Here is a 23,321-nt window from a genome sequence, read left to right as displayed (position 1 = left end):
GCTTGCGGTGCTCGACCATACCGTGCCGGTCGAGCACCGCATGCACCGTCGAGATCGCAGGCCTGTGCACATCCGGATAGAGCCGGGCCAGCCGCTCGCGTATCTTAGGCGCACCCCAAGTCGGCTTGTCCTGCTTCAGGCGCACAATCAGCTTCTCGATTTGAAACGGAAGCTGATTGGCGTGGCGATAGGGTCGGCGTGACCGATCCGTCAGCCCCTCAAGGCCGCTATCATTGTAGCGCGCGAGGATCTTGTAGCCGGTCTTGCGCGAGATATCGAATTCCCGGCAAATGGACCGCCATCTTCTCTCCGTCCAGCAGACGGGCCACGAACTTAAGCCGCTCGTCCATGACGTTACACTCCTTCCAAGGCACCTTGCTCTCCTTGCAAAGGGCCAAAAGTGTAACCCATCTATCCAGAATGAACTGTCACCCATCTCTCGGGAAGGGCACTTCTCCTGATAGTCTCTTTCGCTGAAGCTTCTACGCCGCAGCCTCTGCAAACGGCTGAAATTGTTGGTCTTTTCGGGTCAGTTCGCGAATTTGAGCGCGGTTGGGCCGTTTCGAGCGCATTTGGTCCAACGGCGGGTGGAGATGGTATTCCGTTGCTAATGGACATTCTGATGGTATTGAGACAGCCAAAGGAGATCTGATAAATGGCCCTTTCCGACGTGAAATGCCGGCACGTCGCCCGCTTCCAAACTCGCGAAATTATCTGACGGTGGCGGGCTCCAGCTATGGCCATAAAGTGTATTCGGGAGATCGGCTCGCCAGGGAGACGAATATCCAACGCCCGAAAAACCCACTGACGATCGAACACCACCTGAAATCTTCCCGTTTCGTTCCGTATGGTCTCGCGCCCAGAATGATGTCAGCGATCTGAGCCGTGCCAGGAAGCGCGCCGAACCGCATGAACGTCAGCTAAGCCCGCCTCATTCTCGCCGCGGCGGATGCCGCCGCCCAGCCGGCAAATGCTCATCGCGGCGAGACGTCAAATAGTCCCGAAAAAGCTTACGAACGTGGAGTCCGCCTGCTGGCGAGATCAGAATAAATCTTGGCAGGGTCGCTATCGTCCTTTTCGATCAGAGACAGTGCTCCGATCGATTGAGCTTGCCGATTTTCATAAGAAATTCAAACTCGTGCATCGGCATACCGATTCCAAGCGAACGGTGCGGTCTCGTTTGGTTTCTTTCGTCACGCTTCGGTCGTCGTGAGTGTCCAACAGGGCGGCCAGCAGACGTAGGCGCAGTTCAGAGTGAACATGCGTTGCATGAGAGGCGGTAAGGCGGTCTGCGCATGACCGATGGTATCGAAGAAGGCCACCGGGGGGTGCCGACTCGATCGCATTGCGTCCGCTTGACGAAAGAGTCGGGTGGGACAAGCAGGCCCTCAGAGCGGGGTCGCTCGTGCCGGTCGGCACATGTCGCGTAAACCGCACGACGAAGCGTAGTTCCGCCGCTGGTTCAGGCTCGACCAGCAGCGCGGCCGCCTCGGCCACGAGCCGCTGCCGCTCGAAACCGCCGGCATATAGTGCCTCAGCGCCTCTCTGGAAAGGACGATTACCGGTCGGTACGAATTGAGATCGAATTGCGTTCCACAAGATGGGCCGACAGAACACGGTGCTCCAGGGGTCTCGTGGCCTCCACCAGTCTCTTCAAGAGGAGTTCGGCCGCTGCCGCTCCAATCAAATGCGCTGGCTGCGCTATAGCGGTGATACCTTGGGCCACGAATTGCATCCAGTCGAGATCGTCGAAGCAAAGCAGCGAGACGTCTTCAGGGATAGCGAGCTTCAACGCGGAGGTCGCCTCCAAAACGCCCGTCGACATCACGCCGTCGGCGGTAAACAGTGCGGACGGCGGATTGCGCATTGTCAACAGATCGAGCGCTTCCTTCCGGGCTGCCTCGCTGGAGTAGACCGCCACGCGGCGTATCAACCGTATGTCAGGCTCGACGCCTGCGGCGCGATGGGCCTCCAAGTAGCCCAACAGCCTCTGCCAGCTCGGATGATGATATCGAACATCAGAGCTGGAGAGATCGGTATTTGCCACAAAGGAGCCGACATCGTCGCGCTGGCCGGGTCCGAGTTCGGCCAGTATGGCAATGCGGTTATGACCGGCCTCGATCATCGTCGCGATGCTGCTGCGCGTTGCAGAGACGTTGTCGACCACGACCGAATCGGTTTCCAGGCCGGCAGTGATGCGATCGAACTGCACGACGGGACAGTGGGCTGCGACAGCCTCCCGCAGATGGTCCGGCTCATCAACAAAGGTCGACGAGACGATTAGCCCGTCAACCTGCTTTTCCAACAGCAGCTGAACCGCCTCTCGCTCGAGTTCGGCATTTTCGTCACTGTTCGTAACGATGACGCCGAAGCCTCCGCTACGCGCGACGTCCCCTATTCCGCGCAGCACGCTCGCATAGAATGGGCTTTCGATGTCGCCGACTACAACTCCGATGGTCTGTGTCTTGCCGGTAATCAAACCTTTGGCCAGGCGGTTGGGGCGGTAGCCCAGCGCGGCTGCGGCGGCGCGCACTTTCTCCTGAACTTCGGGGCTGCTGTAGCCGTAGTCACCAAGTACGCGCCCTGCGGTGGCGGAACTCACCCCGGCCCGGCGAGCGACCTCGATGATGGTTGGGTTCTTCGATGATCTCGGAGTCACTCAGCAAGCCTTGCCGCCCGTGGGTGCATCGTGAAGAGACGAGCTAGCGGCAGCAGACCCTGTCCCGCAAGGCCGAAAACCGCATCACCGGAAGTTGCGCACACCATTGCAGTCATAGCACCTCGGACAGAAAGCGCCGAAGGCGTGGGCTCTGCGGATTGTCGAAAATATCCTGCGGCCGCCCTGCTTCGACGATCCGGCCCTCGTCCATGAACACAACCTGGTTCGCGACCTTGCGAGCGAAATTCATCTCGTGCGTAACGACGACCATGGTCATGCCTCGTTGTCCCAAGTCGGCCATCAAATTCAAGACGCCTTTCACAAGTTCTGGATCCAGAGCGCTGGTAACCTCGTCGAAGAGCATGACTTCAGGTTCGAGCGCCAGTGCCCTCGCGATTGCCACCCGCTGCTGTTGTCCACCCGAAAGATTGGCCGGCCGGTGGTCCTTGCGCTCCAGCAACCCGACCTCCTGCAATCTTGCTTTGGCCACGCTGTCGGCCTTTTCACGTGACATGCCTTTGACCTTGCGCAGTGCCAAAGTAATGTTGGCGAGCGCGCTGCGGTCGGGAAACAGGTTGAACTGCTGGAAAACCATGCCAACGCGGCGGCGAAGCTGGTCGGGGGTAGACTGGTGAATGCTTTCGCCATCGAGCAGAATGTCCCCCGCGCGACACTCGACGAGCCGGTTCAGGCATCGAAGCAACGTTGATTTGCCCGACCCGGATGGTCCGATGAGGCAGGTGACAGTCCCTGGCTCTACTTTCAGACTGACGTCATGCAGGACCTGAAGGTTGCCATAGGCCATATCGACGTTTTTGATTTCAATGCTGCCGCCCTTGAAGGGCGTGGACGTTGCAACGGATGGCTTTGCAACGTCCAGCGCGCCCGCGTCGGCAAGCTCGGCGACTTCCTTAAGCCCGCTTTGCACAGCCACGATACGCTTTCCGATGCGCATGCGCGCATCGATATAGTTGACAAGGTGAGTCAAGGGTACGGTGATCACCAGGTAGAACATGCCGGCCAGCAAAAGCGGCGAGAGGTTGCCGGTCAGAACGGCCTGATCCTGCCCAACCCGGAACAGTTCGCGCTCCGAAGCGAGAAGACCGAGAAAGTAGACAAGACTGGAATCTTTGACGTTGCCGATGAACTGGTTGACCAGCGCCGGCAGCACGCGGCGGATACCTTGGGGAATGACGACCAGCCTCATGCCTTGGCCATATGTCATGCCGAGCGTGCGCGTGGCGTCGAGTTGTCCGCGCTCGACGCTCTGAATGCCGGCGCGGAAGATTTCTCCTATGTAGGCACCAGCAATCAGGCTCAGCGCTAGAATGCCCAGCGGATAAGGCGACGGACCGAACAGCTCTCGGCCCAGCCGGGCAAAGCCTTGGCCAATGATCAGAATGGTGACGATGGCGGGAAGCCCGCGGAAAATATCGGTGTAGACGCGCGCCAGGAGTTTGAGGACAGGGTTGTCGGATATCCCCATGATGGCCAGCACGATTCCTATCAGCGTGCCGAAGAATGTCGAGGCAAGGGCCAGGATCAGGGTGTTCTTGAGGCCGACCATGACCATGTTCGGCAGAACTTCCGCCATGGCCTGGAAATCGAGGAAGCTGCGCGAGAAGGTATCGAACCAGCTCATATCAGGCCCTTCTGTAGTTCGACCGGGCTCCGCTGCTCACGGGACCCGGCCGGAATGCGACAATAAATAGGCGCCAATTTACTTCTTGGGCAAATATTGATCCGGCATCGGAGTGCCCGGAAACCATTTCTCGTGCAGCCGCTTCCAGGTGCCGTCGTCCATGGCCTCGTGCAGTGCTTTGTTCAGGGCCTCCCGAAACGCGTCATTGCCTTTCTTGACCACGAATCCGGCCGGCGCATCGAAAGATGGCACGTTCATCGTTATCTTCAGGTTTTTATAGCGCTCGACATACTGCTTGGCCGATTCATAGTCGGTGAAGTGGCCATCGATCGTTCCGTTGTTCAGTGCAGCTACCGCGGTGTTGTTGTCGGGAAATTTGACGATGTCACCCTTCAGGTTCTTCTCGGCATAGATCTCCTGCAGGGTTCCCTGGATCACGCCGATGCGCTTTCCGGCGGTGCTCTCATTGCTGGTCAGTGCCGGATCGGCCGAGATGATCGACAGGTAACCAGCGAGGTAGCCGTCACTGAAATCCACCGTCTTCTTGCGCTCCGCGGTCGTGCCGATGGCGGCCACGGCCACATCGAAACGGCCGCTGGCAACGGAGGGCAGCAGCGCCGAGAATTCCTGGCCGGTGAAAACGACCTGCTCGTCCTTGAAACCGAGCCGGCGGGCCACGTCACGGAACAATTCCGCGTCGAATCCAGTGAAATTGCCATTGGCGTCGGTGAAGACGTAAGGTTTTGCATCGCCCATGGTCCCAACACTGATTACCGAAGGATCAATGAGGTTGTAGGGATTGCCGGCCGCCTTTGACTGCGTTGACGCGACCAAAGTTCCAAACCCGGTTACCAGCGCAACGGTCGCGGCCAGACCACATTTGATCAGCCGACGTCTGCTCGAATTCGTTTGCATGTCTTCTCCTCTCATTGATAGCCGTAGTCGGCTTGCAACCCCACTTGAGCTCTCATCCATGGACCGACGCTCTCAGACGGTGCCTAATTCATGATGAGAACGTTCTCACGTTAGCACCGCAAATTCTTTGGGTCAATTCTCCCGGAGAATCCGGCAACTATACCGTTTCGTCTTGTAGGCGCCGTGCTCGGAGGAGGATTTCGGACGTGATCGCGCCTAAATCGATCACCGCCGCATGACCGACCGCCCCAAAATACTGGCACGTAGCGGCCGCTGCCTCCGCGGCTTGGCCGAGGATGTCCTCAGGCGCCTCCCGGCGAAGCAAGCCGAATAGCGTTCTGGCAATGAATGTGTCCCCCGCGCCCAATGTATCGATCGGTTGGACCAGCCGAGCCGGCGTGCGGTAGGAGAAGGAATGGCTGCGAAGCAGCGCACCAGCCCGTCCGCGAGTGACCAAAACCCATTTGGAACCGCATGCAAGCAATTCGGATGCGATTGCGTCCGATTGCTCGTCATCGAGACCGTCACCCGACACTGAGGCCAGATAGCAGTGGCGTCCGATCGAATAGCGATGCTCCGGGTCTCGCCGTGTCGAAAAATCGTAAGACACCAGAGACTTAGTGGAAATCTTCGGCACCCATGCATCGAGCCCGCTAGACTGACCGATGTGGGCGGCCTGAAAGCCCGAGAGAAAATCGAGATCTTGCCGGTTAGGCGTGAACATCGACACACCGAGATCGAAGGTCAGGAAAATCCGATCGGCGTCGCGGTGACCTACGACGCAGTATGCGGTGGGCCCGTCGAGGCGGCGGAGCTGGCTGATGTCCACACGCTCCGATGACAGCGCGGCCTGGATCAGGTCCCCGGCGCGGTCTCTGCCGATCGCTCCGACATATGCCGACTGCCCCCCGAAGCGGCTGACATAGACCGACACATTGAGGCAGTTGCCGCCAGGATACATCTCGCCCCGGGCAAGATAGCAATCGACAACGTTATCACCCATCGCGGCAATCTTGACCATGGCGAAACTTTCGGTTTATGGATATGAGAACGTTCACACAAATGGCTGCTGTTTGTCAATTGTGCACCAGCCTCAAGCTTTCCAACGAGACGAGGATACCGATGATTTCCGCACTGCCCGCCGATGTAGAACGCGCTCTGGCCGCTACAGCGGGCAAGCGGTTTTCGCATCTATTTCTCGTAGCGTGCGGCGGCTCGCTCTCGATCATGATGGCAGGAAAATACTTCGTCGACCGTCACAGCGGCACGATGGCCTGTGACATCTACAATGCGGATGAGTTCGTCTGCCGTGATCCGCGGCGCTTGGGGCCCGATACGCTCGTTGTCCTTTGCTCCCAGACCGGAACCACCAAGGAGACGGTGCGCGCAGCCGACCATGCCCGTGATCGAGGCGCCATGACGATCGGCATGACACTCGACCAAGCATCGCCGCTTGCTCGTGTGGTCGATCACTCGATCGCCTACCAGGCTTCTTATACGACGGGCAAAACAATCGATTCAGCCTACAGCAACTACGGAGTGCTCTACATGGTGCTCGCTGGCCTGATCGATGGTCGAGAGAATGCCGGATTGACCGCCGACCTGCTGATCAGCCTCCGCCATCTCCAGCCGGCGATCGATCGTGCGCACCAAACCTATGCCGACCGGTTTCAGGCCTTTGCACCCCGCTTTGCGCCGCGCGATGCAATCTACACCCTCGCCAGCGGCGCCAGCTATGGCGCGGCTTATTCATACGCCATCTGCGTTTTGATGGAGATGCAGTGGTATGACTCGCAGGCTATACATGCCAACGAGTTCTTCCATGGTCCTTTCGAGGTGGTGGACGAGGATGCCGGCTTCATCGTGATGCTGGGCCTGGACGAGACACGGCGCCTCACTGAGCGTGCGCGCGACTTTCTTTTCAGATATGGCAGCCGCGAAAACATTCTGCTCCTCGACGCAACGGAGCTCGACCTCACGGGCATGGCAGATCGCATTAAGCCCTATCTCGTGCCTCTGGTCTTCTTCGACACTCTGTGGCGGTTTGCCTACAAGCTGGCCGATCTGCGCGACCGGCCGATGCTTGAGGGCCGGCGCTACATGAAGAAGCTGAAGGACTACTAGGTCTACCGTTCTTCGCCCAATCTCGGCCTCCCCCATTCCTCTTCAGCGCAGAAAGAACTCCCCATGACCACATCCCCAAAGCCGCGCAAGGTGATCGTCGTCGGCGCAGGCATCTTTGGTGTCTCCTCCGCCCTGCATCTTGCTCGTCTTGGCCTCGACGTGACGATCGTGAACGATGGTGCGCCGGCCAAAGGGGCTTCGGGCCGTTCACTCTCCTGGTTGAACTCGGCGCGGCGCGCCGACACTGCCTATCACCGATTAAGGATGGCCGGCATCGATCGCTATCGCACGCTGGCCGCCACAAGGCCGGAAACGGCATCGTGGCTCAGCTTCGACGGTGGGCTGACTTGGGATGCGGATGAGGACAAAAACCAGATCGTCTCGATCTGCCAGCTGGAGCAGAACATCGGCTATGACGCCCTGTTGCTCAGCCCGGCGGAAGTGGCCGCCGTGACGCCCGGCGTCAATGCCGGTGCGATCAGCCCACAGGGCGCCATCTTCAATCCTGGCGAAGGATGGGTCGACCTGCCTTCTCTGATCGATCTTCTGCTCATCGAATTTCGCGCTCGTGGAGGCAAGCTTATCCAGGATGCCGGACGTGTGCGGATAGACACCAATGGCGGCCGCGCACGTGGCGTCGTCGTTGCCGGCGATGCGCCGATCGAGGCGGGTTCGGTGCTGCTTGCTGTTGGACCGGCCACACCTGCCATGCTTGCCGAGATCGACATCTATGTCCCCGACGCCACGCCGATCTCATTGCTCCTGAAGACCAAACCGATCAAGACAGCCCTCCGTGCCGTGCTGAATACGCCGCGTGTTGCGGTGCGTCCGACGCCGGACGGTGCACTTGTTTTGGATTCTGCATGGTCGGAGGAACAAGTGGTGGCTAACTCGGATGGCACTTACACCGTGCACGACAAGACCATCCGGGGGCTACTCGACGAAGCCAGTGCAGTGCTCGACGGCAATCCTCGGCTCCAGCTCGCCGCCTGCGCCGTCGGCCCGAAGCCTATCCCCGGCGACGGCGAGCCGGTGCTTGGAGAGATCGAGACCGTCCCAGGTCTCCACGTTGCCTTCAGCCACAGTGGCGCCACGCTTGGACTGATTGTCGGAGAGTTGCTTGCCCGTGAGATTGTCTCAGGCAACCCGCACCCAATGCTCGCCGCCTTCCGGGCCAGCCGTTTCAGTTGAGTGGCGAGGCTAATTGTCTAAATGGGCTATGGTAGCTCAACGTTAGAGTCCATCTGAATCAGAAGCACGCCGATTTCACCGAATGCGACGCCCCTGCGAAATGCCAAAAGACACTTCGAGCTTCTTCAAACGAGAGGGTTCGAATCCATAATATGAATCGACTCTCAAAAATTCAGCGAGAACAGTAGATGTAGGCATAGTGTGGTAGGCTCCGAGGGCGTGAGAACAAACGGGAAAATCAATACGTTAGCGGCTGGCCCGCCAACCTTTTTCCCTCGTACTCTCTCGTATGGTCTGACGAACCCAATGACCAAGATGGAGAGTGACTTGAAGCTGTTCCATGCGCAATTCAACCCTACGTTAAGACGATCCCTCCCTTCTTTGAACGCCCTCGACACTTCCTCAAGCTTTCCGCTGAACCAGCCGTTCTGAGCCGAATCCGACTCAAGCATTCCATGGGTAAACGGCGGCTCTGCGCCAAGAAGTGGGCTTGGCGATCGCGCGGCCACCGAGCGAGTGGTCAGTGGTAGTAGATGCCGCCGTCGACGTTGAGCGCCTGGCCGGTGACGAAGGCCGAGAGATCCGAGGCGAAGAACAGCACCGGTCCGACGATGTCTTCCGGCGCGCCGAGGCGCTTCAGCGCCGCGACCTCCTCCCAATGGCGGATCGCCGCTTCGCTGCCCAGATTGTTCTTGCCCATCTCGGTCAGGATGATGCCGGGGCAGATGGCGTTGACGGTGACGCCGTCCATGCCGACCTCCTGCGCCAGCACGCGGGTGAGCGTGATCACCACCGCCTTGGTCGCGGCGTAGTGGCCCTGCGTCGGCACGCCCTGCCGGCCGGCGATCGAGGCGATGTTGATCACCCTGCCCGACTTCCTGGCGCGCATATGCGGCAGCACCGCCTGGCACATCATCAGCACGCCCTTGGCATTGACGTCGAAATGCGCATTCCAATTGGCCTCGTCGAGATCCTGCAGTAGACTTGGCTTCAGGATACCGGCATTGTTGACCAGAACGTCGATGCTGCCCGCAGCCTTGAGCAGGGCCTGCGCGGCCGCCTCGATGTCCTTCTTCTTGCTGACGTCCATCGTGTAGACATACGCTTTGCGGCCGGCCGCCTCGATCTCGCCTTTGGTCAGGTCGAGCTCCGCCGCCTGCGACGGCAGATCGGTGATGGCGACATCGAAGCCCGCTTCGGCGAGCCCCTTGGCGAGCGCCCTGCCGATGCCGCGGCTGGCGCCGGTGACGAGAGCCGTCTTGCCCTTGGCTTCGGGGAGAATGGTCATGCTGCTTCCACCTTTGATGTCTTGACCGGGAGCGAGTTCATCGCCGCGATCGTGTCGTCGAACGAAACGAGTTTGCCGTCGGAGCCGAGCCCCATCGCCACCTTGGCGGCGACGGCGCTGGCAAAGCGTGCGGACTGCCTCAGGTCCCAGCCCTTGACGATGCCGACGATGATGCCGGCGGTGAAGGAATCGCCGCAGCCCGTGGTGTCGAACACGTCGACCTCGAAGGCGGGCAGATGGAAATCCTCGCCATGCTCGGGCGAGACATGCACACCGTGGGCGCCGAGCGTGAGGATGCAGTTCTTGACGCCCCTCGCCTTGAAGAAGGCGGCGACGCGGGCCGGATCGCGGTCATGCGCCATCTCGCCGGCTTCGTCGATGCTGGGCACGAAATAATCGATATAGGGCAGGCAAGGCTCGACCAGTTTCCAGGTCTCCGGCGTCGCCTGGATGAGGTCGAAAGTGGTGATGCGGCCAAGTGCCTTCGCGTGCTTCAACAGCCGTACCGTTGGTTCGCCGTCAAAGCGCTTCAACAGGCCGGTGCCGCCGACATGGACTACGGTCGCGTCGAGCGCGGCATCGAGATCAGCATCGGCGACCTCGAACAGGGCGGCTGTGCCCGGCACATGCAATGCGGGACGCTCGCCGTTCGGCCGCACCGGCAAAATCGTGGACGAGGTCTGGACGCTGCCGTCGCGGCGCACGAGGCTCGTCTCCAGGCCGTATTTCTTGAGCTTGGCGAGGAACCAGTCGCCCATATCGTCGGTGCCAAGCGTGGTGACGGCCCGCGTCTTCAGACCGAGGATAGCGCAGTCCATGCCGGTCGCGCCGGCGGTGCCGGCAACGGTCATGCGGATCTCCTCGATATAGTCGGCGCGGCCGCCTTCGGGGATGCGCGAGACCGGCCGTCCGAGGATGTCAAGGACGTAGAAACCGATCGAGCTGACGTCGAATTGGGGCATGGCTGACTTGACCTTTCGAACTCAATAGGCGGCGCGGCGCAGGCCGAAGCTTGCGGCCAGCACCAGGAAGACGAGCACGCCGATGCCGACCTGCTGCCAGTAGAAATTCCAGCCGACAAGCAGCAGCCCGTTCTTGACGATGGCGAGCAGCAGCACGCCAAGCAGCGTGCCGATGACCGAGGGCTTGCGCTCGCGGCTCAGCGTCGTGCCGATGAAGGTGGCGCCGATCGCATCGAGCAGGAAGGCGTTGCCGGAGAGCGGCACGTAGGACTTCACGGTCGCCGAGAGCAGGATGCCGGTGACGCCGGCAAGCAGCGCGCACAAAACATGCACCATCGACAATTCGCGCGGCACGCGGATGCCGGAATACCAGGCTACGCCGGGCTGCGCGCCCATGGCCTGCACGTAGCGGCCGAACACCGAGCGATGCAGCAGGACATGAACCGCGACGACGAGGACGATCAGCACAATGACCGGGGTCGGTATCCCGAACAAAGCGGTGCGGGCGATGGCGTTGAACTGGTCTGCTGCATACCCGCTGGTGAGATAGATCGGCTGGCCGCCGCTGGTGGCGAGCTGCTGCGTGCTCTGGCCGATGAAGAGCACGCCGAGCGTCGCCAGGAAGGGGCTGATGTTGAGCCTGGTGATGAGGATCGCATTCAGCACGCCGACGATCAGCGCGGCGCCGAGCCCGCCCGCGACGCCAACGATGCCGCTGTAGCCGGCGGCCAGAAGCATGACGAAGATCATGCTTGCCATGTCGACCGAGACGCCGACCGACAGATCGATGCCACCCGACGAGATGACAATGGTGAGACCCAGCGCCACGATCGCCAGCATGACGACGTTGTTGACCAGCACGTTGAAGAGGTTAGCCGGCGTCAGGAAGGTCGGGCTCGCCACCGAAAAGAAGATGACGATGGCCGCGAAGGCGATGAGCACGCTGTATTTGGCGAGGAAGCCGCGCACACTCACCTCGGCTGAATTGTCGTTGGCTGAGACGCTCATCGCGAACCCTCCGAACCGCGGGCAAAGGATGTGATGGCCACCACCAGCAGGATCAGCGCGCCCTGCACGCCGTTGACCCAGTAGCTGGAGACGTTGAGCAGCTGGAAACCGTTCGCGAGCAGGCCGATGAACAGCACACTGAGCAGCGTGCCGCCCATGGTCGGCACGAAGCGGCGCGAAAAGACGGTGCCAAGCAAGGCCGCCGCCAGCACCGACAGAAGCAGCTCACCGGAACCGGGCGTGCTGGCCGACAGGCGCGAGACGGTGAGGATCGCCGCCACCGCCGCGCAGAGGCCGCTTAGAACATAGGTGAAGGAGACATAGAAGGGCACGCTGATGCCGGCCGCGCGCGCCGCCTCGGGATGGCCGCCGACAGCGTAGAGCCTGAGACCGAAAGAAGTACCGTGAACGAGCACGATCATGATCGCGGAGAAGACGATCAGCGCCCAGGCAAGCGCGGAGACGCCGAGGAAGCTGCCCGAAACCAGCACGCCGAGCAGCGGGGAGGATGCGCCGACCACCGTGTTCTGGGTGAGCGTGAGTTCCATGCCGGCTGCGACGTTGAGCACGGCAAGCGTTGCGAGCAACGGCAGGATGCCGAGGCCGACCACGGCAAGGGCGTTCAACGCGCCGACCGCCATGCCGACGGCGATGGCCGCGAGCACGGAAAGGAAATCGCCATAGCCCATCGACAAGAGCGTCGCGTAGACGGCGGCGCAGAGCCCCATATTGGCGGCGATCGACAGATCTATGCCGCCTTCAGTGACATCGGAACCGCCGCCGATGATGACGGCCGTCATGCCATAGGCGAGCACACCCAGAATCGCCGACTGCTCGACGACGTTGATCAGGTTGAAGGTCGAGGTGAAGCCCGGCGCGAAGATGACGAAATAGGCCATGATCGCGGCGAAGGCGGCGATCGCGCCGAGCCGCACGACGAGCGCGCCAAAGCGCCGGCCGGCGCTCTTTGCGGCGGTCTGCTTCTCGTCGGAAACGCCGACTTCGGTGTGGAGAACAGTCGCGCTCATGCGGCCACCCCGTCGGTGTTCGAGCGCGCGCCGGACGAAGCCGCCAGCAGCGCGTCGCTGTTCATCGCGGGACCGGAGAAGCTGCTGGCAAGCCGGCCGCGATAGATGACCAGGACACGGTCGCAGACGCCGACCAGCTCGAGCAGGTCGGAGGACAAAAGCAGGATCGCCGCGCCCTCGCCCGCCAGCCGGTTCAGCAGGTTGTAGATCTCGACCTTGGCGCCGACATCGACGGCGACCGTCGGCTCATCCAGCACATAGACGCGCGACTGGCAGCTCAGCCATTTGGCGATCGCCACCTTCTGCTGGTTGCCGCCGGAGAGCTCGCGCACCAGCGCGTCGCGATGCGGTGTCTTGATCGACAGTTCCTTGATCAGGCCGTCCACCGCCTGGTTCTCAGCGCCACGGCTGACCATGCCGCTGCGCGAATAGCGGCGCAGGCTGGCCAAGGAGATGTTCTCGCGCACGGACAGACCAAGCGCCACGCCATGCGCACGGCGATCTTCCGGCAGCATGGCGATGCCATCGCGCACGGCCTTGACCGGCGTGGACAGCGACAGCTCCCTGCCCTCGACCTTGACTTGGCCGCCATCGGCAGTCTTGAGGCCGAACAGGCACTGGACGATCTCCTTGGCGCCGGAGCCGAGCAGCCCGGTGAGGCCGACGATCTCGCCGGCGCGCACATTGAAGCCGACGTTCTCGAAACTGCCGCCTAGGCGGAGGTTGGAAACCTCCAGCACCGGCGCGCCTAAAGTGACCGAGCGCTTCGGGAACATCTCGCCGACATCACGGGCAATCATCATCGCGATGATCTCGTCGATCGGCGTCTGGCGCGGATCGACTGTGCCGACATCGGTGCCGTTGCGCATCACGGTGACGCGGTCGCAGAGTTTTTCGATCTCCTGCATGTAGTGGGAAATGAAGACCACGGCGATGCCGTCGTCGCGCAGCCGGCGCAGCACGTCGAACAGGCTGTCGACCTCGCGCTTTACGAGCGCCGCCGTCGGCTCGTCCAGCACCAGCACCGACGCCTTCTGCGCCAGCGCCCGGGTGATCTGCACCACCTTCTGCTGCGCCGTGGTGAGGTCCTTGACGAGGGTTCCGGCCGGCAGTTCCATGCCGAAGAAGCGCTTCAACAGATCAGCGGCGCGGCGCTCCATGGCACGGCGGCTGACGAATGGACCGAGGCCGATTTCGTGGCCGAGGAAGACGGCTTCGCCGACGGTCGCGGTCGGCACCAGAAGCCTGTCCTGATGGATGAAGTGCACGCCGAGCTTTTCGACCGACGCTGGTGTCAGCGAGGTAATGACCTCGCCATTGATGACGATCGTGCCGCTGTCCGGCTTGATGATGCCGGCCAGCACCTTGATAATGGTCGACTTGCCGGCGCCGTTCTGGCCGACAAGGCCGAGGATCGAGCCGCGCGCGATCTCGAGGTTCGCGTTTTCCAGCGCGCGCACCGGACCGAACCGTTTCGATATGCCCGTCATCGATACAGCAATTTCTCTTGTTGCTGTCTGCATGGCCGTCAATCCTGGTTGGCTGTGACGGGCGGCCGCATAGGCGCGGCTGCCCGTCGTTCCGTTCCGTCCTATTGAACGCCAGCTTTCTCGGCAGCGTCGAGGAACGGCTTTCCTTTTTCGGCGGCGTTTTCCTTGTTGATCAGCACCGAAGGCACGAAAGTGAACGGCGGCACCTTTTGGCCGGCCAGATATTTGGCGGCGTTGTCGACCGAGGTCTTGCCGATCTCAAAGGGCTGCTGAGCCGCGACCGCGCCGGCCGACGACTTCGGGTCCATCACCATCTTGATGACTTCCGGGCTGCCGTCGATTCCGTAGGTCTTGACCTCGTTGCGGCCGGCGGCTTCGACCGCCTGCGTGGCGCCGATCTGCGGCACGTCCCAGCACGCCCAAACCGCGCCGATCGACCCCTTCTCGGGCGACTTGGTCAGCATGTCGGTGACATTGGAATAGGCGCTCTGCACCGTGTTCGGGATGACGTCGCGCAGTTCCGGCTCGATGATCTTCACATCCGGGAACGAGGTCAGCACGTATTTCAGCTGGTCGTAGCGGATCTTGCAGACTGGCACGCTGTAGAAGCCGTTGAATACCAGCACATTGCCCTTGCCGCCCATGTCGGCGACCATCTGCAGCGCGATCTCGGCGCCGATATTGTAGTTGTTCGACGTGGTGTTGTTGATGGCGTGCGGCGTCGCGGTGTCGACCGTGAACAGCGGAATGCCGGCGTCGCGGATCTTCTGCAGCCAGGGGTTCAGCACTTCGAGGTTGCCGAGCTGCTCGATGATGGCGTCGGGCTTCTGGGCGATCAGCGTCTGCAGCTGCGCGATCTGCTGCTGGTCCTTGCGGCCGGCATCGAGCGCGATGACTTCACCGCCGAGTTCCTTGACGCGGTCCTGGATGCCGCGGAACGCCATCAGGTCCCAATAGTGGTCCGTGCCGATGGCGGAGACACCGATGCGCTTGCCCTTGAGCGACAGCTCCTCGGCACTCGCGCCGGAGACGGCGGCAACGCTGCAAGCCGCCGCTAATCCAAAAGCGAGCGCCTTGACGAGGCCTTTCATGGATCTGGTCATTTTCATTCCTCCCTTGTTGATCGCTCCGGGCCTTCCCGGAGGATATGCGAAACTGTGAAATTGCTGCCCCTCAAGCAGCGGCGTCATTGTCGCGCAGGCCGTAGCTCGCCATGCGCTTGATGACGTTTTCGATCTCCTCGTCGGACAGGATCGGCGGCTCGCCGATCTGCAGGGCGCCGTGATACTGGCGCGCCAGCGTCTCGACCTCGACCGCCAGCCACATCGCCTGGGCGAGGCTCGATCCGACGGCGATCATGCCGTGCTGGGCAAGCAGGCAGGCCTTGCGGTCGCGCAGCGCCTCCACCGCATGCGCCGAAAGCTCCGCCGTGCCGAAGGTGGCGTAGGGCGCGCAGCGTATGTCGCTGCCGCCGGCAACCGCGACCATGTAATGGATCGCCGGTATCTTCCGGCCCATGATGGCGATGGTCGTGCAGTAGGTCGGATGCGCGTGGACGACGGCGTTGACCTCGGGCCTGGCCTTCATGATGTCGAGATGGAAGCGCCATTCGCTGGACGGCGGCAGGCGTCCGTCGACCTCACCGTCCCAGCCCATGAAGACGATGTCTTCCGGCTGCAGCGTGTCATAGGGCGTGCTGGTCGGCGAGATCAGCATGCCCTCGCCATGGCGCCGGCTGATGTTGCCTGACGTGCCCTGGTTGATGCCCAGCGCGTTCATCTCGATGCAGGCATCGATGATGGCCCGGCGCGCCTCGAGGTCCGAAAGGGTCATGCGGTATTCCAATCCTTGCGAGGCCAATTACCAGGCCGTGTAGCCGCCATCGATCGACAGGATCGCGCCCGTCACGTAGCTCGACGCGGGCGACGCCAGGAACAGGATCGCCGAGGCGATCTCCTGCGGCGTGCCCAAGCGCCCCATCGGCGTCATGTCGATCCAGGTGTTGAAGAGTTCGGGACGCTCGCGCATCTTCAGCGTCATCTCGGTGCCGACATAGCCCGGCGCCAGCGCGTTGACGCGCACGCCTGACTTTGCCCATTCGACCGCTAGCGCCTTGGTCATCATATGCACGGCGCCCTTGCTCACCATGTAGGACGGCGCCGTCTGCGGACGGTTGATGATCAGGCCCGACATCGAGCCCAGATTGACGATCGAGCCCTTCTTGCGAGCGACCATCGAGCGGCCGAACGCGCGCGAGGCCCAGTAGACGCCGTTGACGTTGACATCCATCACCAGGCGCCATTCCTCGTCCGGCGTGTCGAGCGCGGCGTTGAGTCGCGCGATGCCGGCGCTGTTGACCAGGACATCGACCTTGCCGAAGTCCGCGACGATCTGAGCGGCCATCGCCTCCACGGCTTGCGGATCCGTGACGTCGAGCACGCGGCCATCGACGCTCGCGACGCCAGCCGCCTTGAGCGCCTCGGCAGCAGCTTTCAGCCCGTCCGCATTCATGTCGAGAAGCACGATACGCGCGCCGCAAGTCCCCAGCGCCCTGGCGGCCTCGAGACCGATCCCGCTGGCGCCGCCGGTGACGACGGCGACCTCGCTCGTTAGGTCGAATTGCGACCGGTAATCCATGCACGTCCTCCATCAGGACGAACTTGAGCGCGGGCAAAACACTGCCCTCGCCGCCGAAGCAGCGCCGCAAGCCAGCCGATCCTGATAATGCCTCCGGGGTCAGGCTCCTCCCGACCCCGTGACAGGGACGTTACAGAAGCTTTTTCCACCCGTCAATCTGGTTATAACCAGAAAACAGATTCTTTTTTGGTGACTGGCAAGTCAGGTGCGATCGACGCCGTTCACCGTCGCTGACGGCTGCTCGACCGCCATATGGATGCGGGCGACGGAGGAATTATAAAAGGCCTCGTAATATTCGAGCGCGGCACCGTCCGCGTCATAGGCGATTGACTCGATCTCGATCAGCGGCGTGTTGGCGGCGACGCCCATTTCGTCGGCCTCTTCCTTGGTGGGGAGCGCGGCGCGCAGCCAGCGGTCGGCGCGCTTCACCGTCAGGCCGAACACGGCGCGGATAGTGCCGAAGATGGACTGGTTTTCCGACAGGATGTTCTCCAGACCCGGCACCCGGTGCCCCGGCAGACTGATGCGCGTCATGGTGATCGGCGTGCCGTCAGTCATATAGACGCGGCTGATGCGGACCACGCTGCCATTGGCGGGAATGCCGAAGACCTTCGACTCCTTGTCGCTCGGCGGGCAGCGGTAGATCTCCAGCGTGCGGGTCGAGACCTTGTGGCCCTTGGCGGTCAAATCGTCGAAGACACCGAGATTGGCGGTCATGAAGTCGACATGCTCGCGGGGTGCCGCGACGAACATGCCCTTGCGCGGCATCTTGATGATGCGGCCTTCGTTGGACAGCGAGCCGATCGCGGCGCGCACCACAGGGCGCGAGACGCCGAAGAAATCGCAAAGCGCCTGTTCCGAGGGAATGCGTGAATTGGCGGCAAGCAGGCCGGTGTTGATCGCTTCCTCGACCTGGTTGCGCAACTGCACCCAGAGCGGTGCGGCCTCGTCGCGGTTGAGCTGCACTTTCGAGCCGATCGAGCGGAAGGCCTCGGCCGCCTCGGCGTCTTCCTGATCGTAACGAGGACGCCCGCGCGTTCTGGTTGCTTGTTCCATCCGGTCCTGCCGCAATTCATTTGCCGCGACTCAGATAAGCGGCAGCGCCTCCCTAGCGGAGACCGCCGGTCATTTTCACGCTCTCCGGCAAGTTTCGCAACCATAGCATGGCGGCCGCCCCCAAAAGTGGTCCGGGAACCAGGAGCAGGAAGGCCCAGCGCCAGCCGCCAATGAAGTCGGCGAAGCGTGGGGTCAGCCAGATGGCGAACACCGTCAGCGCAAAACCGGCGCCGAGTTGCACCGATAGTGCCGTGCCGACGAAGCGGCGGTCGGCAAGCTCGGTGACGGCGGCGGAGAATTGCGCCGAATCGCCGATCACTGACACGCCCCAGACAATGGCCACCAGCATGAACAGCCAGGGCGGGCCGGTGAACAGAAAACCCATCAGCAGCGCGCAGCTTCCCGAGATGATCATCATGCCGGCGGTGGTGGCGGTGCGGCCGACGCGGTCCGACAGATAGCCTCCGAGCAAACACCCCAGAATGCCGGAGGCGACGACGAGGAAGGTCGAGAGCGAGGCAGCGGCCGCCGTTCCGATCGCCTGTGCTTCGAAGGCGGCGCGCGTGTAGGCGAGCAGCCACGCCCACATGGCGTACAGCTCCCACATATGGCCGAGATAGCCGAGATTGACTAACAGCAGCGGCTTTTCGCGAAAGACCTGGCCGATGCGCGAGGGCTCAAAGATAGCCTTGCCGAAGGGATGGGGTCCTTCCTTCGCGAACAGCAGGAAGAGCAGCGCGCCCGCCGCAGTGGCCAAGCTTGCCCCGGCAACCACCGGACGCCAGTCGAGCGCGGTCGAGACAGCGCGGAAAAGATGCGGCAGCGCCGAGCCGACAGTCAGCGCGCCGATGACGGCGCCGAGCGCCAGTCCCCTGTCGCGCGCGAACCAGGTGGCGACCAGCTTCAGCGCCGGCGGATAGACGCCTGCGAGCGCAACACCGGTGGCGACGCGCGCGGCGATCATGCCGCCAGGCCCGGGATGGAAGAGCAGCGTCGCGTTGGCCAAAGCGGCGACGAGCGCCGCCGCCGCCATCAGATGACTCAGCCGTACGAGGTCGGGAAGATTGACCAGACTCGCCGCCAGCGCGCCTAGAACGAAGCCAACCTGGACGCCATTGGTCAGCCAGGCCTCGGCGCCCGCGCCCAACGCCAGCTCCTGCCTCAGTTCAGGAAGGATCGCGGTCGCCGAGAACCAGGTGGTCAGCGACAGGACGACTGCGAGGCAAAGCAGCGACAGCACGCGCCAGCGCTCGCTGTCGGCCGCCGTGCCAAGCCCGCTGGCCGTGCTCATGCGCCTTGCAGCGGTACGGTGAAGACCGTGGCTGTGCCGGTGAGGCAAAGCTCGCCCTGGCCGTTGCGCACGCTGGTCTCGATCTTGCAGATAGGCTTATCGGACCGCACTTCCTTGACCTCCACGCGTCCGGTGATCTCCTCGTCAACGCCGACCGCCTTGACGAACTTCCAGGCCACTTCGAGGAACACGGTTCCGGGGCCAGGCAGATCCTCCGCGACCAGCGCGTTTAGGATGCCGGAGGTGACGCCGCCCTGGACAATCAGCTTGCCGAACACCGACTTCTCGGCCAGCGTTCGGTCGTAATGCAGCGGGTTACGATCGCCGGTGATGTCGGTGAAGGCCTCGATGTCGCTCATCCTTGTGCGGCGCGTGCGCTCGGCGAAGGCCCCGACCTGCGGGCGACCCTTCACGACACCCACCCAACCGTCTTTCGTCTCGGTGCTCATTGCGGCTTCTCCTCTGCTCCGGGTTCGACTGGTTTGAAGGCCGGCAGGACGCGACCGCCGATGGCTGTCGGCGCAAGCCGAAGCATGTCCCCGATCTGTAGCGGCCGTGTGCCGGCCAGGATGAAACTCAGCATCGTCGGGCCTTCGACCAATTCGATAAGGCCGACCACATAAGGTGCCACAGGCAGCCAGCCGGCATGGCCGGGCTTGTGCACCTCCGAAAAAGACTTGAGCCGCCCTCTGCCCGATGCGTCTTTCCAGACCAGGCGCTTGTTCCAGCAATGCGGGCAGATCGGGCGCGGATAGAAGATAGCCTTGCCGCAGTCCTCGCAGTGCTGGATGGTCAGCCGGCCTTCGGCGGCGGCATCCCAGAACGGCTTGGTCAGCGCGGTGATCGTCGGGCCAGGGGTTTTCAGCGTATTGAGATCGACGGACATCAGGCGGCTCCCAGCACGAGCGCTGTCGCTTCGCTCATCGTCGCGCCATTGCCGGTGACCAGCGCGAGCCCGGCCTTGCCGATCTGGCGTTCGCCCGCCTCGCCGCGCAGCTGGCGTACCGCCTCGACGACATGAGTCATACCGCCGGCAAGGTCCGGCTGGCCGAAGCCGAGCTGGCCGCCATGCGTGTTGAGCGGCTTGTCGCCCTTGTGGGAAAGGTCGTGGTCGTTGAGCCACGCGCCGAACTGGCCCGGCGCGCAAAGGCCGGCATCCTCGATCGTGGTGGCGACCAGGATCGTATAGCAATCATAGAGCGACAGAAGGTCCATCTCATCGGCCCGCGTGCCGGACTGTTGGAAGGCCCGCGCCATGGCGCTCTTCAACGGACCGGAGGTAAGACTCGGCGCCTGGCTGACCGCGCGGTGCGTGACTTTCTCGCCGGCGCCGAGCAGATGCACGGGCGGCTTTCGCAACGACCGCGCGCGTTCGACCGAGGTGACGACGACCGCTTCGCCGCCGGCGACCGGCATGACGATTTCGAGGAGGTGCAGCGGCGAAGCGATTATCGGCGAGGCCAGCACCGCCTCCACATCGGCCGGCTTGCCGAAGAAGATGGCGTCGGGATTGAGCTGCGCATTGGCGCGCGCGGCCGCGGCGATCAGGGCGAAGTCCCGCGCGGTCGAGCCGTATGCGGCCATATGCGCCTGCATCAGCAGCGCATAGGAGATGTTGGCGCCCGAGGCGCCGAAAGGCACGTCGAACTCGCGGATCGGATTGCGGTTGGGAGAACGAGGCGGCGTCTCCTCGCGGTTGTTGGCGAGCACGCACAGCACCGTCTCGCACATGCCTGCCTCGATCGCGGCGGCCGCGCGCCAGACCATGCCGGCGCCGGATGCGCCGCCGAGGTCCACGACATTGGCCATGGTCGGCGCGAGACCCAGATATTCGGCAATCGTCGCCGGCACATGCTGCGGCGTCTCGCCGACCTGGGGACCGACCAGCAGCCCGTCAATTGCCGCCGGATCGAGCCCGGCGTCGAGCACCGCCAGGCGCGAGACCTCGGCGATCATCTCCAGCGTCCTCACGCCGCTGGTCAGGCGCTGCGGCTTCAACTCGCCGATGCCGACGATCGCTCCCTTCGGCCGGCTCATGCCGCCTTGCTCCGGTCGAGCGTGCGGTATTCCTCTAGGCATGCCGGATTGGCGAGCGAAGCCATGTTCTTGACCGGCTTGCCCTCGAGCGTGGTGCGGGCGGCGCCCTCGACGCGTTTTCCGTTCAGCGTATAGGGCACGGCCTGCACCGCATGGATGCGATGCGGCACATGGCGCGGCGAGGCCCCTTCGCGAATCGCGCCGCGGATTTGCGCGGCAAGCTCTGGGGTCAACGCATAGCCATCATTGAGCTTGACGCAGAGCACGATCTCCTCGTCGCCTTCGACCGGCGCGCCAAAGACCAGGCAATCCTCGATCTCGGCAAAGTTTTCGCAGGCGGCATAGATTTCCGCCGTGCCGATGCGCACGCCGCCGGGCTTCAGCGTCGTGTCCGAGCGGCCGTGGATGACGCCGGAGCCGTAAGCGGTCATCTCAGCCACGTCGCCATGCGTCCAGATCTCGTGGCGCGTGGCGAAATAGGTGGCGTGATAACGCTCGTCGCCGTCCTTGCCCCAGAAGGTCAGCGGCATCGACGGGAAGGGCTCGGTGCAGACGAGATCGCCCTGGCGGCCGATCACCGGCGCGTTGCGCTCGTCCATGACGGCCACGGCGAGGCCAAGGCCTTTCACCGTCAGCTCGCCGCGCCGCACAGGATGGATCGGCGATCCCAGCAGGAAGCAGCCGATGATCTCGGTGCCGCCGGAAATGGAGGCAAAGATCATGTCGCGCTTCACATGCTCGTAGACCCAGTCGAATTGCCCGGGCGAGACGGGCGCGCCGGCCGACAGCAGCGAGCGCAGCGGCGAAACGTCGTGCAGGCGCCCGGGCGCGTAATTTTCGGCGGCAAGCGTCGCCAGATATTTCGGGCTGGTGCCGAAATGCGTGACGCGGGCACGCTCGGCCATCGTCCATAGCGGACTGGGGTCGAGGCCATCGGCCGATTTCAGGATCGGCGCGCCGTCATAGAGAACCACTGTCGCACCGCAGGCAAGGCCGGAGATCAGCCAGTGATACATCATCCAGGCGGTGTTCGTGTACCAACTCATGACGTCGCCTGGGCGAACATCGCCGTGCAGCAGGTGCTCCTTCAGATGCTGGAGCAGCACGCCGCCGGCCCGATGGACGATCGCCTTCGGTGCGCCTGTCGTGCCGGAGGTGTAAAGCACATAGGCAGGATGGTCGAAGGGCACGCGTTCGAAGGTGAGTGGCCTTTCGCCGCCGAATTTGTCAAACGCAACGCTAGCCGCCGCGCAATCCGGCTTGGCGGCCGCTTCGCCGGTCAGCACCAGCATCGTCACTGTCGGCATCGCGGCGACGATCTCGCCCAGCCTGCCGGAAATGTCGTGCTCCTTGCCCGTATAGCGGTAGCGGGGCGCGGCGAACAGCGCCTTGACGCCGATCTGGCCGAGGCGGTCGACGATCGCGGCGGCGCCGAAATCCGGCGAACAGGACGACCAGACGGCGCCGATGGAGAGCGTCGCCAAAAGCGCCACGAGCCCTTCGACCCTATTGGGCAAGATACCGCCGACACAATCGCCCTTGCCGATACCGGCCGCGCGCAGGCCGTTGGCCGTTCGAGCTACAAGCCGGCGCAATTCAGCGAGCGTGATCGCCTGGAAATGGCCGCCCTCGTCGGCCTCGATCACCGCGACCCTCTCGCCGTCGCCACGCAACAGGTTTTCCGCAAGATTAAGCTTTGCTTCCGGCAGGAAGCGGCTCCCGGTCATCGGCGCATTGTCGTCGCGCAGGAAGGAGATCGCGCCTGGATCGCCGACGACCTCGGCGAAATCCCACACCGCCCGCCAGAAGGCCCCGGGATCGCCGATCGACCAGCGATGCAGCGTATCGTAGTCGCGCGGGTCGAAGCCGTTGGCGGTCGAAAAGCGCGCAAGGTTGGATGATTGGAACGCGGCCGGCGCCGGCGTCCAAAGCACGGATGACATGGATTTCCTCCCGCAACGCAGGCCGGGCTCGATGCCGCGACCTTGCCTGC

20 protein-coding genes and 1 pseudogene are annotated in these 23,321 nt (G+C 62.9%); 2 read left to right on the top strand and 19 right to left on the bottom strand.

Annotation, left to right across the window (positions count from 1 at the left end; genetic code table 11):
- From FJ423_RS19960 to FJ423_RS19935, 5 genes and pseudogenes are all read right to left on the bottom strand, one after another.
- Window positions 1-350 (bottom strand): annotated as a pseudogene (locus FJ423_RS19960) (helix-turn-helix domain-containing protein); the annotation flags it as partial.
- A 1,208-nt stretch (window positions 351-1,558) separates the two neighbouring features.
- The gene (locus FJ423_RS19950) at window positions 1,559-2,659 is read right to left on the bottom strand and encodes a LacI family DNA-binding transcriptional regulator (protein WP_095765777.1); all 1,101 of its coding nucleotides are present in this window, start codon (window positions 2,657-2,659) and stop codon (window positions 1,559-1,561) included.
- A 112-nt stretch (window positions 2,660-2,771) separates the two neighbouring features.
- Window positions 2,772-4,301 (bottom strand): amino acid ABC transporter permease/ATP-binding protein, encoded by a 1,530-nt coding sequence (locus FJ423_RS34630; RefSeq protein ID WP_095765778.1) that lies wholly within the window; start codon window positions 4,299-4,301, stop codon window positions 2,772-2,774.
- 78 nt (window positions 4,302-4,379) lie between these two features.
- Window positions 4,380-5,276 carry an ABC transporter substrate-binding protein gene (locus FJ423_RS19940; protein WP_246680204.1) on the bottom strand — a complete coding sequence of 299 codons (897 nt, stop codon included), beginning with the start codon at window positions 5,274-5,276 and terminating at the stop codon, window positions 4,380-4,382.
- A gap of 97 nt (window positions 5,277-5,373) precedes the next feature.
- Window positions 5,374-6,237, bottom strand: a complete 864-nt coding sequence (locus FJ423_RS19935; RefSeq protein WP_140844179.1) for a PfkB family carbohydrate kinase — start codon at window positions 6,235-6,237, stop codon at window positions 5,374-5,376.
- Window positions 6,238-6,338: 101 nt separating this feature from the next.
- On the opposite strand from FJ423_RS19935, the gene FJ423_RS19930 reads away from it, so the two are divergent.
- Together FJ423_RS19930 and FJ423_RS19925 are read left to right on the top strand one after the other, a co-directional pair.
- A complete protein-coding gene (locus tag FJ423_RS19930) occupies window positions 6,339-7,340 on the top strand; it encodes an SIS domain-containing protein (RefSeq protein ID WP_140844177.1) in 1,002 nt (333 codons plus the stop codon).
- A gap of 63 nt (window positions 7,341-7,403) precedes the next feature.
- The gene (locus FJ423_RS19925) at window positions 7,404-8,531 is read left to right on the top strand and encodes an FAD-binding oxidoreductase (protein ID WP_140844175.1); all 1,128 of its coding nucleotides are present in this window, start codon (window positions 7,404-7,406) and stop codon (window positions 8,529-8,531) included.
- Between the two features lie 520 nt (window positions 8,532-9,051).
- Here FJ423_RS19925 and FJ423_RS19920 read toward each other — a convergent pair.
- The 14 genes from FJ423_RS19920 to FJ423_RS19855 all read right to left on the bottom strand — a co-directional run bounded on the left by FJ423_RS19920 (window position 9,052) and on the right by FJ423_RS19855 (window position 23,271).
- Window positions 9,052-9,819 carry an SDR family NAD(P)-dependent oxidoreductase gene (locus FJ423_RS19920; RefSeq protein WP_140844173.1) on the bottom strand — a complete coding sequence of 256 codons (768 nt, stop codon included), beginning with the start codon at window positions 9,817-9,819 and terminating at the stop codon, window positions 9,052-9,054.
- Window positions 9,816-10,781 carry a sugar kinase gene (locus FJ423_RS19915; RefSeq protein ID WP_140844171.1) on the bottom strand — a complete coding sequence of 322 codons (966 nt, stop codon included), beginning with the start codon at window positions 10,779-10,781 and terminating at the stop codon, window positions 9,816-9,818. The genes FJ423_RS19920 and FJ423_RS19915 overlap by 4 nt, the downstream gene beginning before the upstream one ends.
- 21 nt (window positions 10,782-10,802) lie before the next feature.
- Complete coding sequence (locus FJ423_RS19910) at window positions 10,803-11,789, bottom strand: ABC transporter permease (protein WP_140844169.1); 987 nt, start codon at window positions 11,787-11,789, stop codon at window positions 10,803-10,805.
- On the bottom strand, window positions 11,786-12,817 hold the full coding sequence (locus FJ423_RS19905) for an ABC transporter permease (RefSeq protein ID WP_095765786.1): 1,032 nt from the start codon (window positions 12,815-12,817) through the stop codon (window positions 11,786-11,788). The genes FJ423_RS19910 and FJ423_RS19905 overlap by 4 nt, the downstream gene beginning before the upstream one ends.
- On the bottom strand, window positions 12,814-14,307 hold the full coding sequence (locus tag FJ423_RS19900) for a sugar ABC transporter ATP-binding protein (RefSeq protein ID WP_140844167.1): 1,494 nt from the start codon (window positions 14,305-14,307) through the stop codon (window positions 12,814-12,816). Before FJ423_RS19900 ends, FJ423_RS19905 begins: the two co-directional genes overlap by 4 nt.
- Window positions 14,308-14,408: 101 nt before the next feature.
- On the bottom strand, window positions 14,409-15,410 hold the full coding sequence (locus FJ423_RS19895) for a sugar ABC transporter substrate-binding protein (protein WP_246680203.1): 1,002 nt from the start codon (window positions 15,408-15,410) through the stop codon (window positions 14,409-14,411).
- Between the two features lie 70 nt (window positions 15,411-15,480).
- Window positions 15,481-16,140: an L-fuculose-phosphate aldolase gene (locus FJ423_RS19890; RefSeq protein WP_095765789.1), complete on the bottom strand. Its 660-nt coding sequence runs from the start codon at window positions 16,138-16,140 to the stop codon at window positions 15,481-15,483.
- Window positions 16,141-16,167: 27 nt separating this feature from the next.
- Complete coding sequence (locus FJ423_RS19885; RefSeq protein ID WP_140844165.1) at window positions 16,168-16,944, bottom strand: SDR family oxidoreductase; 777 nt, start codon at window positions 16,942-16,944, stop codon at window positions 16,168-16,170.
- A gap of 201 nt (window positions 16,945-17,145) precedes the next feature.
- Window positions 17,146-18,000, bottom strand: coding sequence for a GntR family transcriptional regulator (locus FJ423_RS19880; protein ID WP_095765791.1), 855 nt, complete (start codon window positions 17,998-18,000; stop codon window positions 17,146-17,148).
- 52 nt (window positions 18,001-18,052) lie between these two features.
- The gene (locus FJ423_RS19875; protein WP_140844163.1) at window positions 18,053-19,291 is read right to left on the bottom strand and encodes an MFS transporter; all 1,239 of its coding nucleotides are present in this window, start codon (window positions 19,289-19,291) and stop codon (window positions 18,053-18,055) included.
- The gene (locus FJ423_RS19870; RefSeq protein WP_140844161.1) at window positions 19,288-19,740 is read right to left on the bottom strand and encodes a MaoC family dehydratase; all 453 of its coding nucleotides are present in this window, start codon (window positions 19,738-19,740) and stop codon (window positions 19,288-19,290) included. The genes FJ423_RS19875 and FJ423_RS19870 overlap by 4 nt, the downstream gene beginning before the upstream one ends.
- Window positions 19,737-20,177, bottom strand: coding sequence for a zinc ribbon domain-containing protein (locus tag FJ423_RS19865; RefSeq protein ID WP_140844159.1), 441 nt, complete (start codon window positions 20,175-20,177; stop codon window positions 19,737-19,739). Before FJ423_RS19865 ends, FJ423_RS19870 begins: the two co-directional genes overlap by 4 nt.
- On the bottom strand, window positions 20,177-21,328 hold the full coding sequence (locus tag FJ423_RS19860; protein WP_140844158.1) for a thiolase family protein: 1,152 nt from the start codon (window positions 21,326-21,328) through the stop codon (window positions 20,177-20,179). Before FJ423_RS19860 ends, FJ423_RS19865 begins: the two co-directional genes overlap by 1 nt.
- Window positions 21,325-23,271, bottom strand: a complete 1,947-nt coding sequence (locus FJ423_RS19855; RefSeq protein WP_140844156.1) for an acetoacetate--CoA ligase — start codon at window positions 23,269-23,271, stop codon at window positions 21,325-21,327. Before FJ423_RS19855 ends, FJ423_RS19860 begins: the two co-directional genes overlap by 4 nt.
- Window positions 23,272-23,321 lie beyond the last annotated feature (50 nt).

The sequence above is a fragment of the Mesorhizobium sp. B2-8-9 genome, assembly GCF_006439475.1.
Lineage (GTDB): Bacteria > Pseudomonadota > Alphaproteobacteria > Rhizobiales > Rhizobiaceae > Mesorhizobium.
Note: the sequence above shows the minus strand (reverse complement) of the source record. Positions and strands in the feature narration are given on the sequence as shown.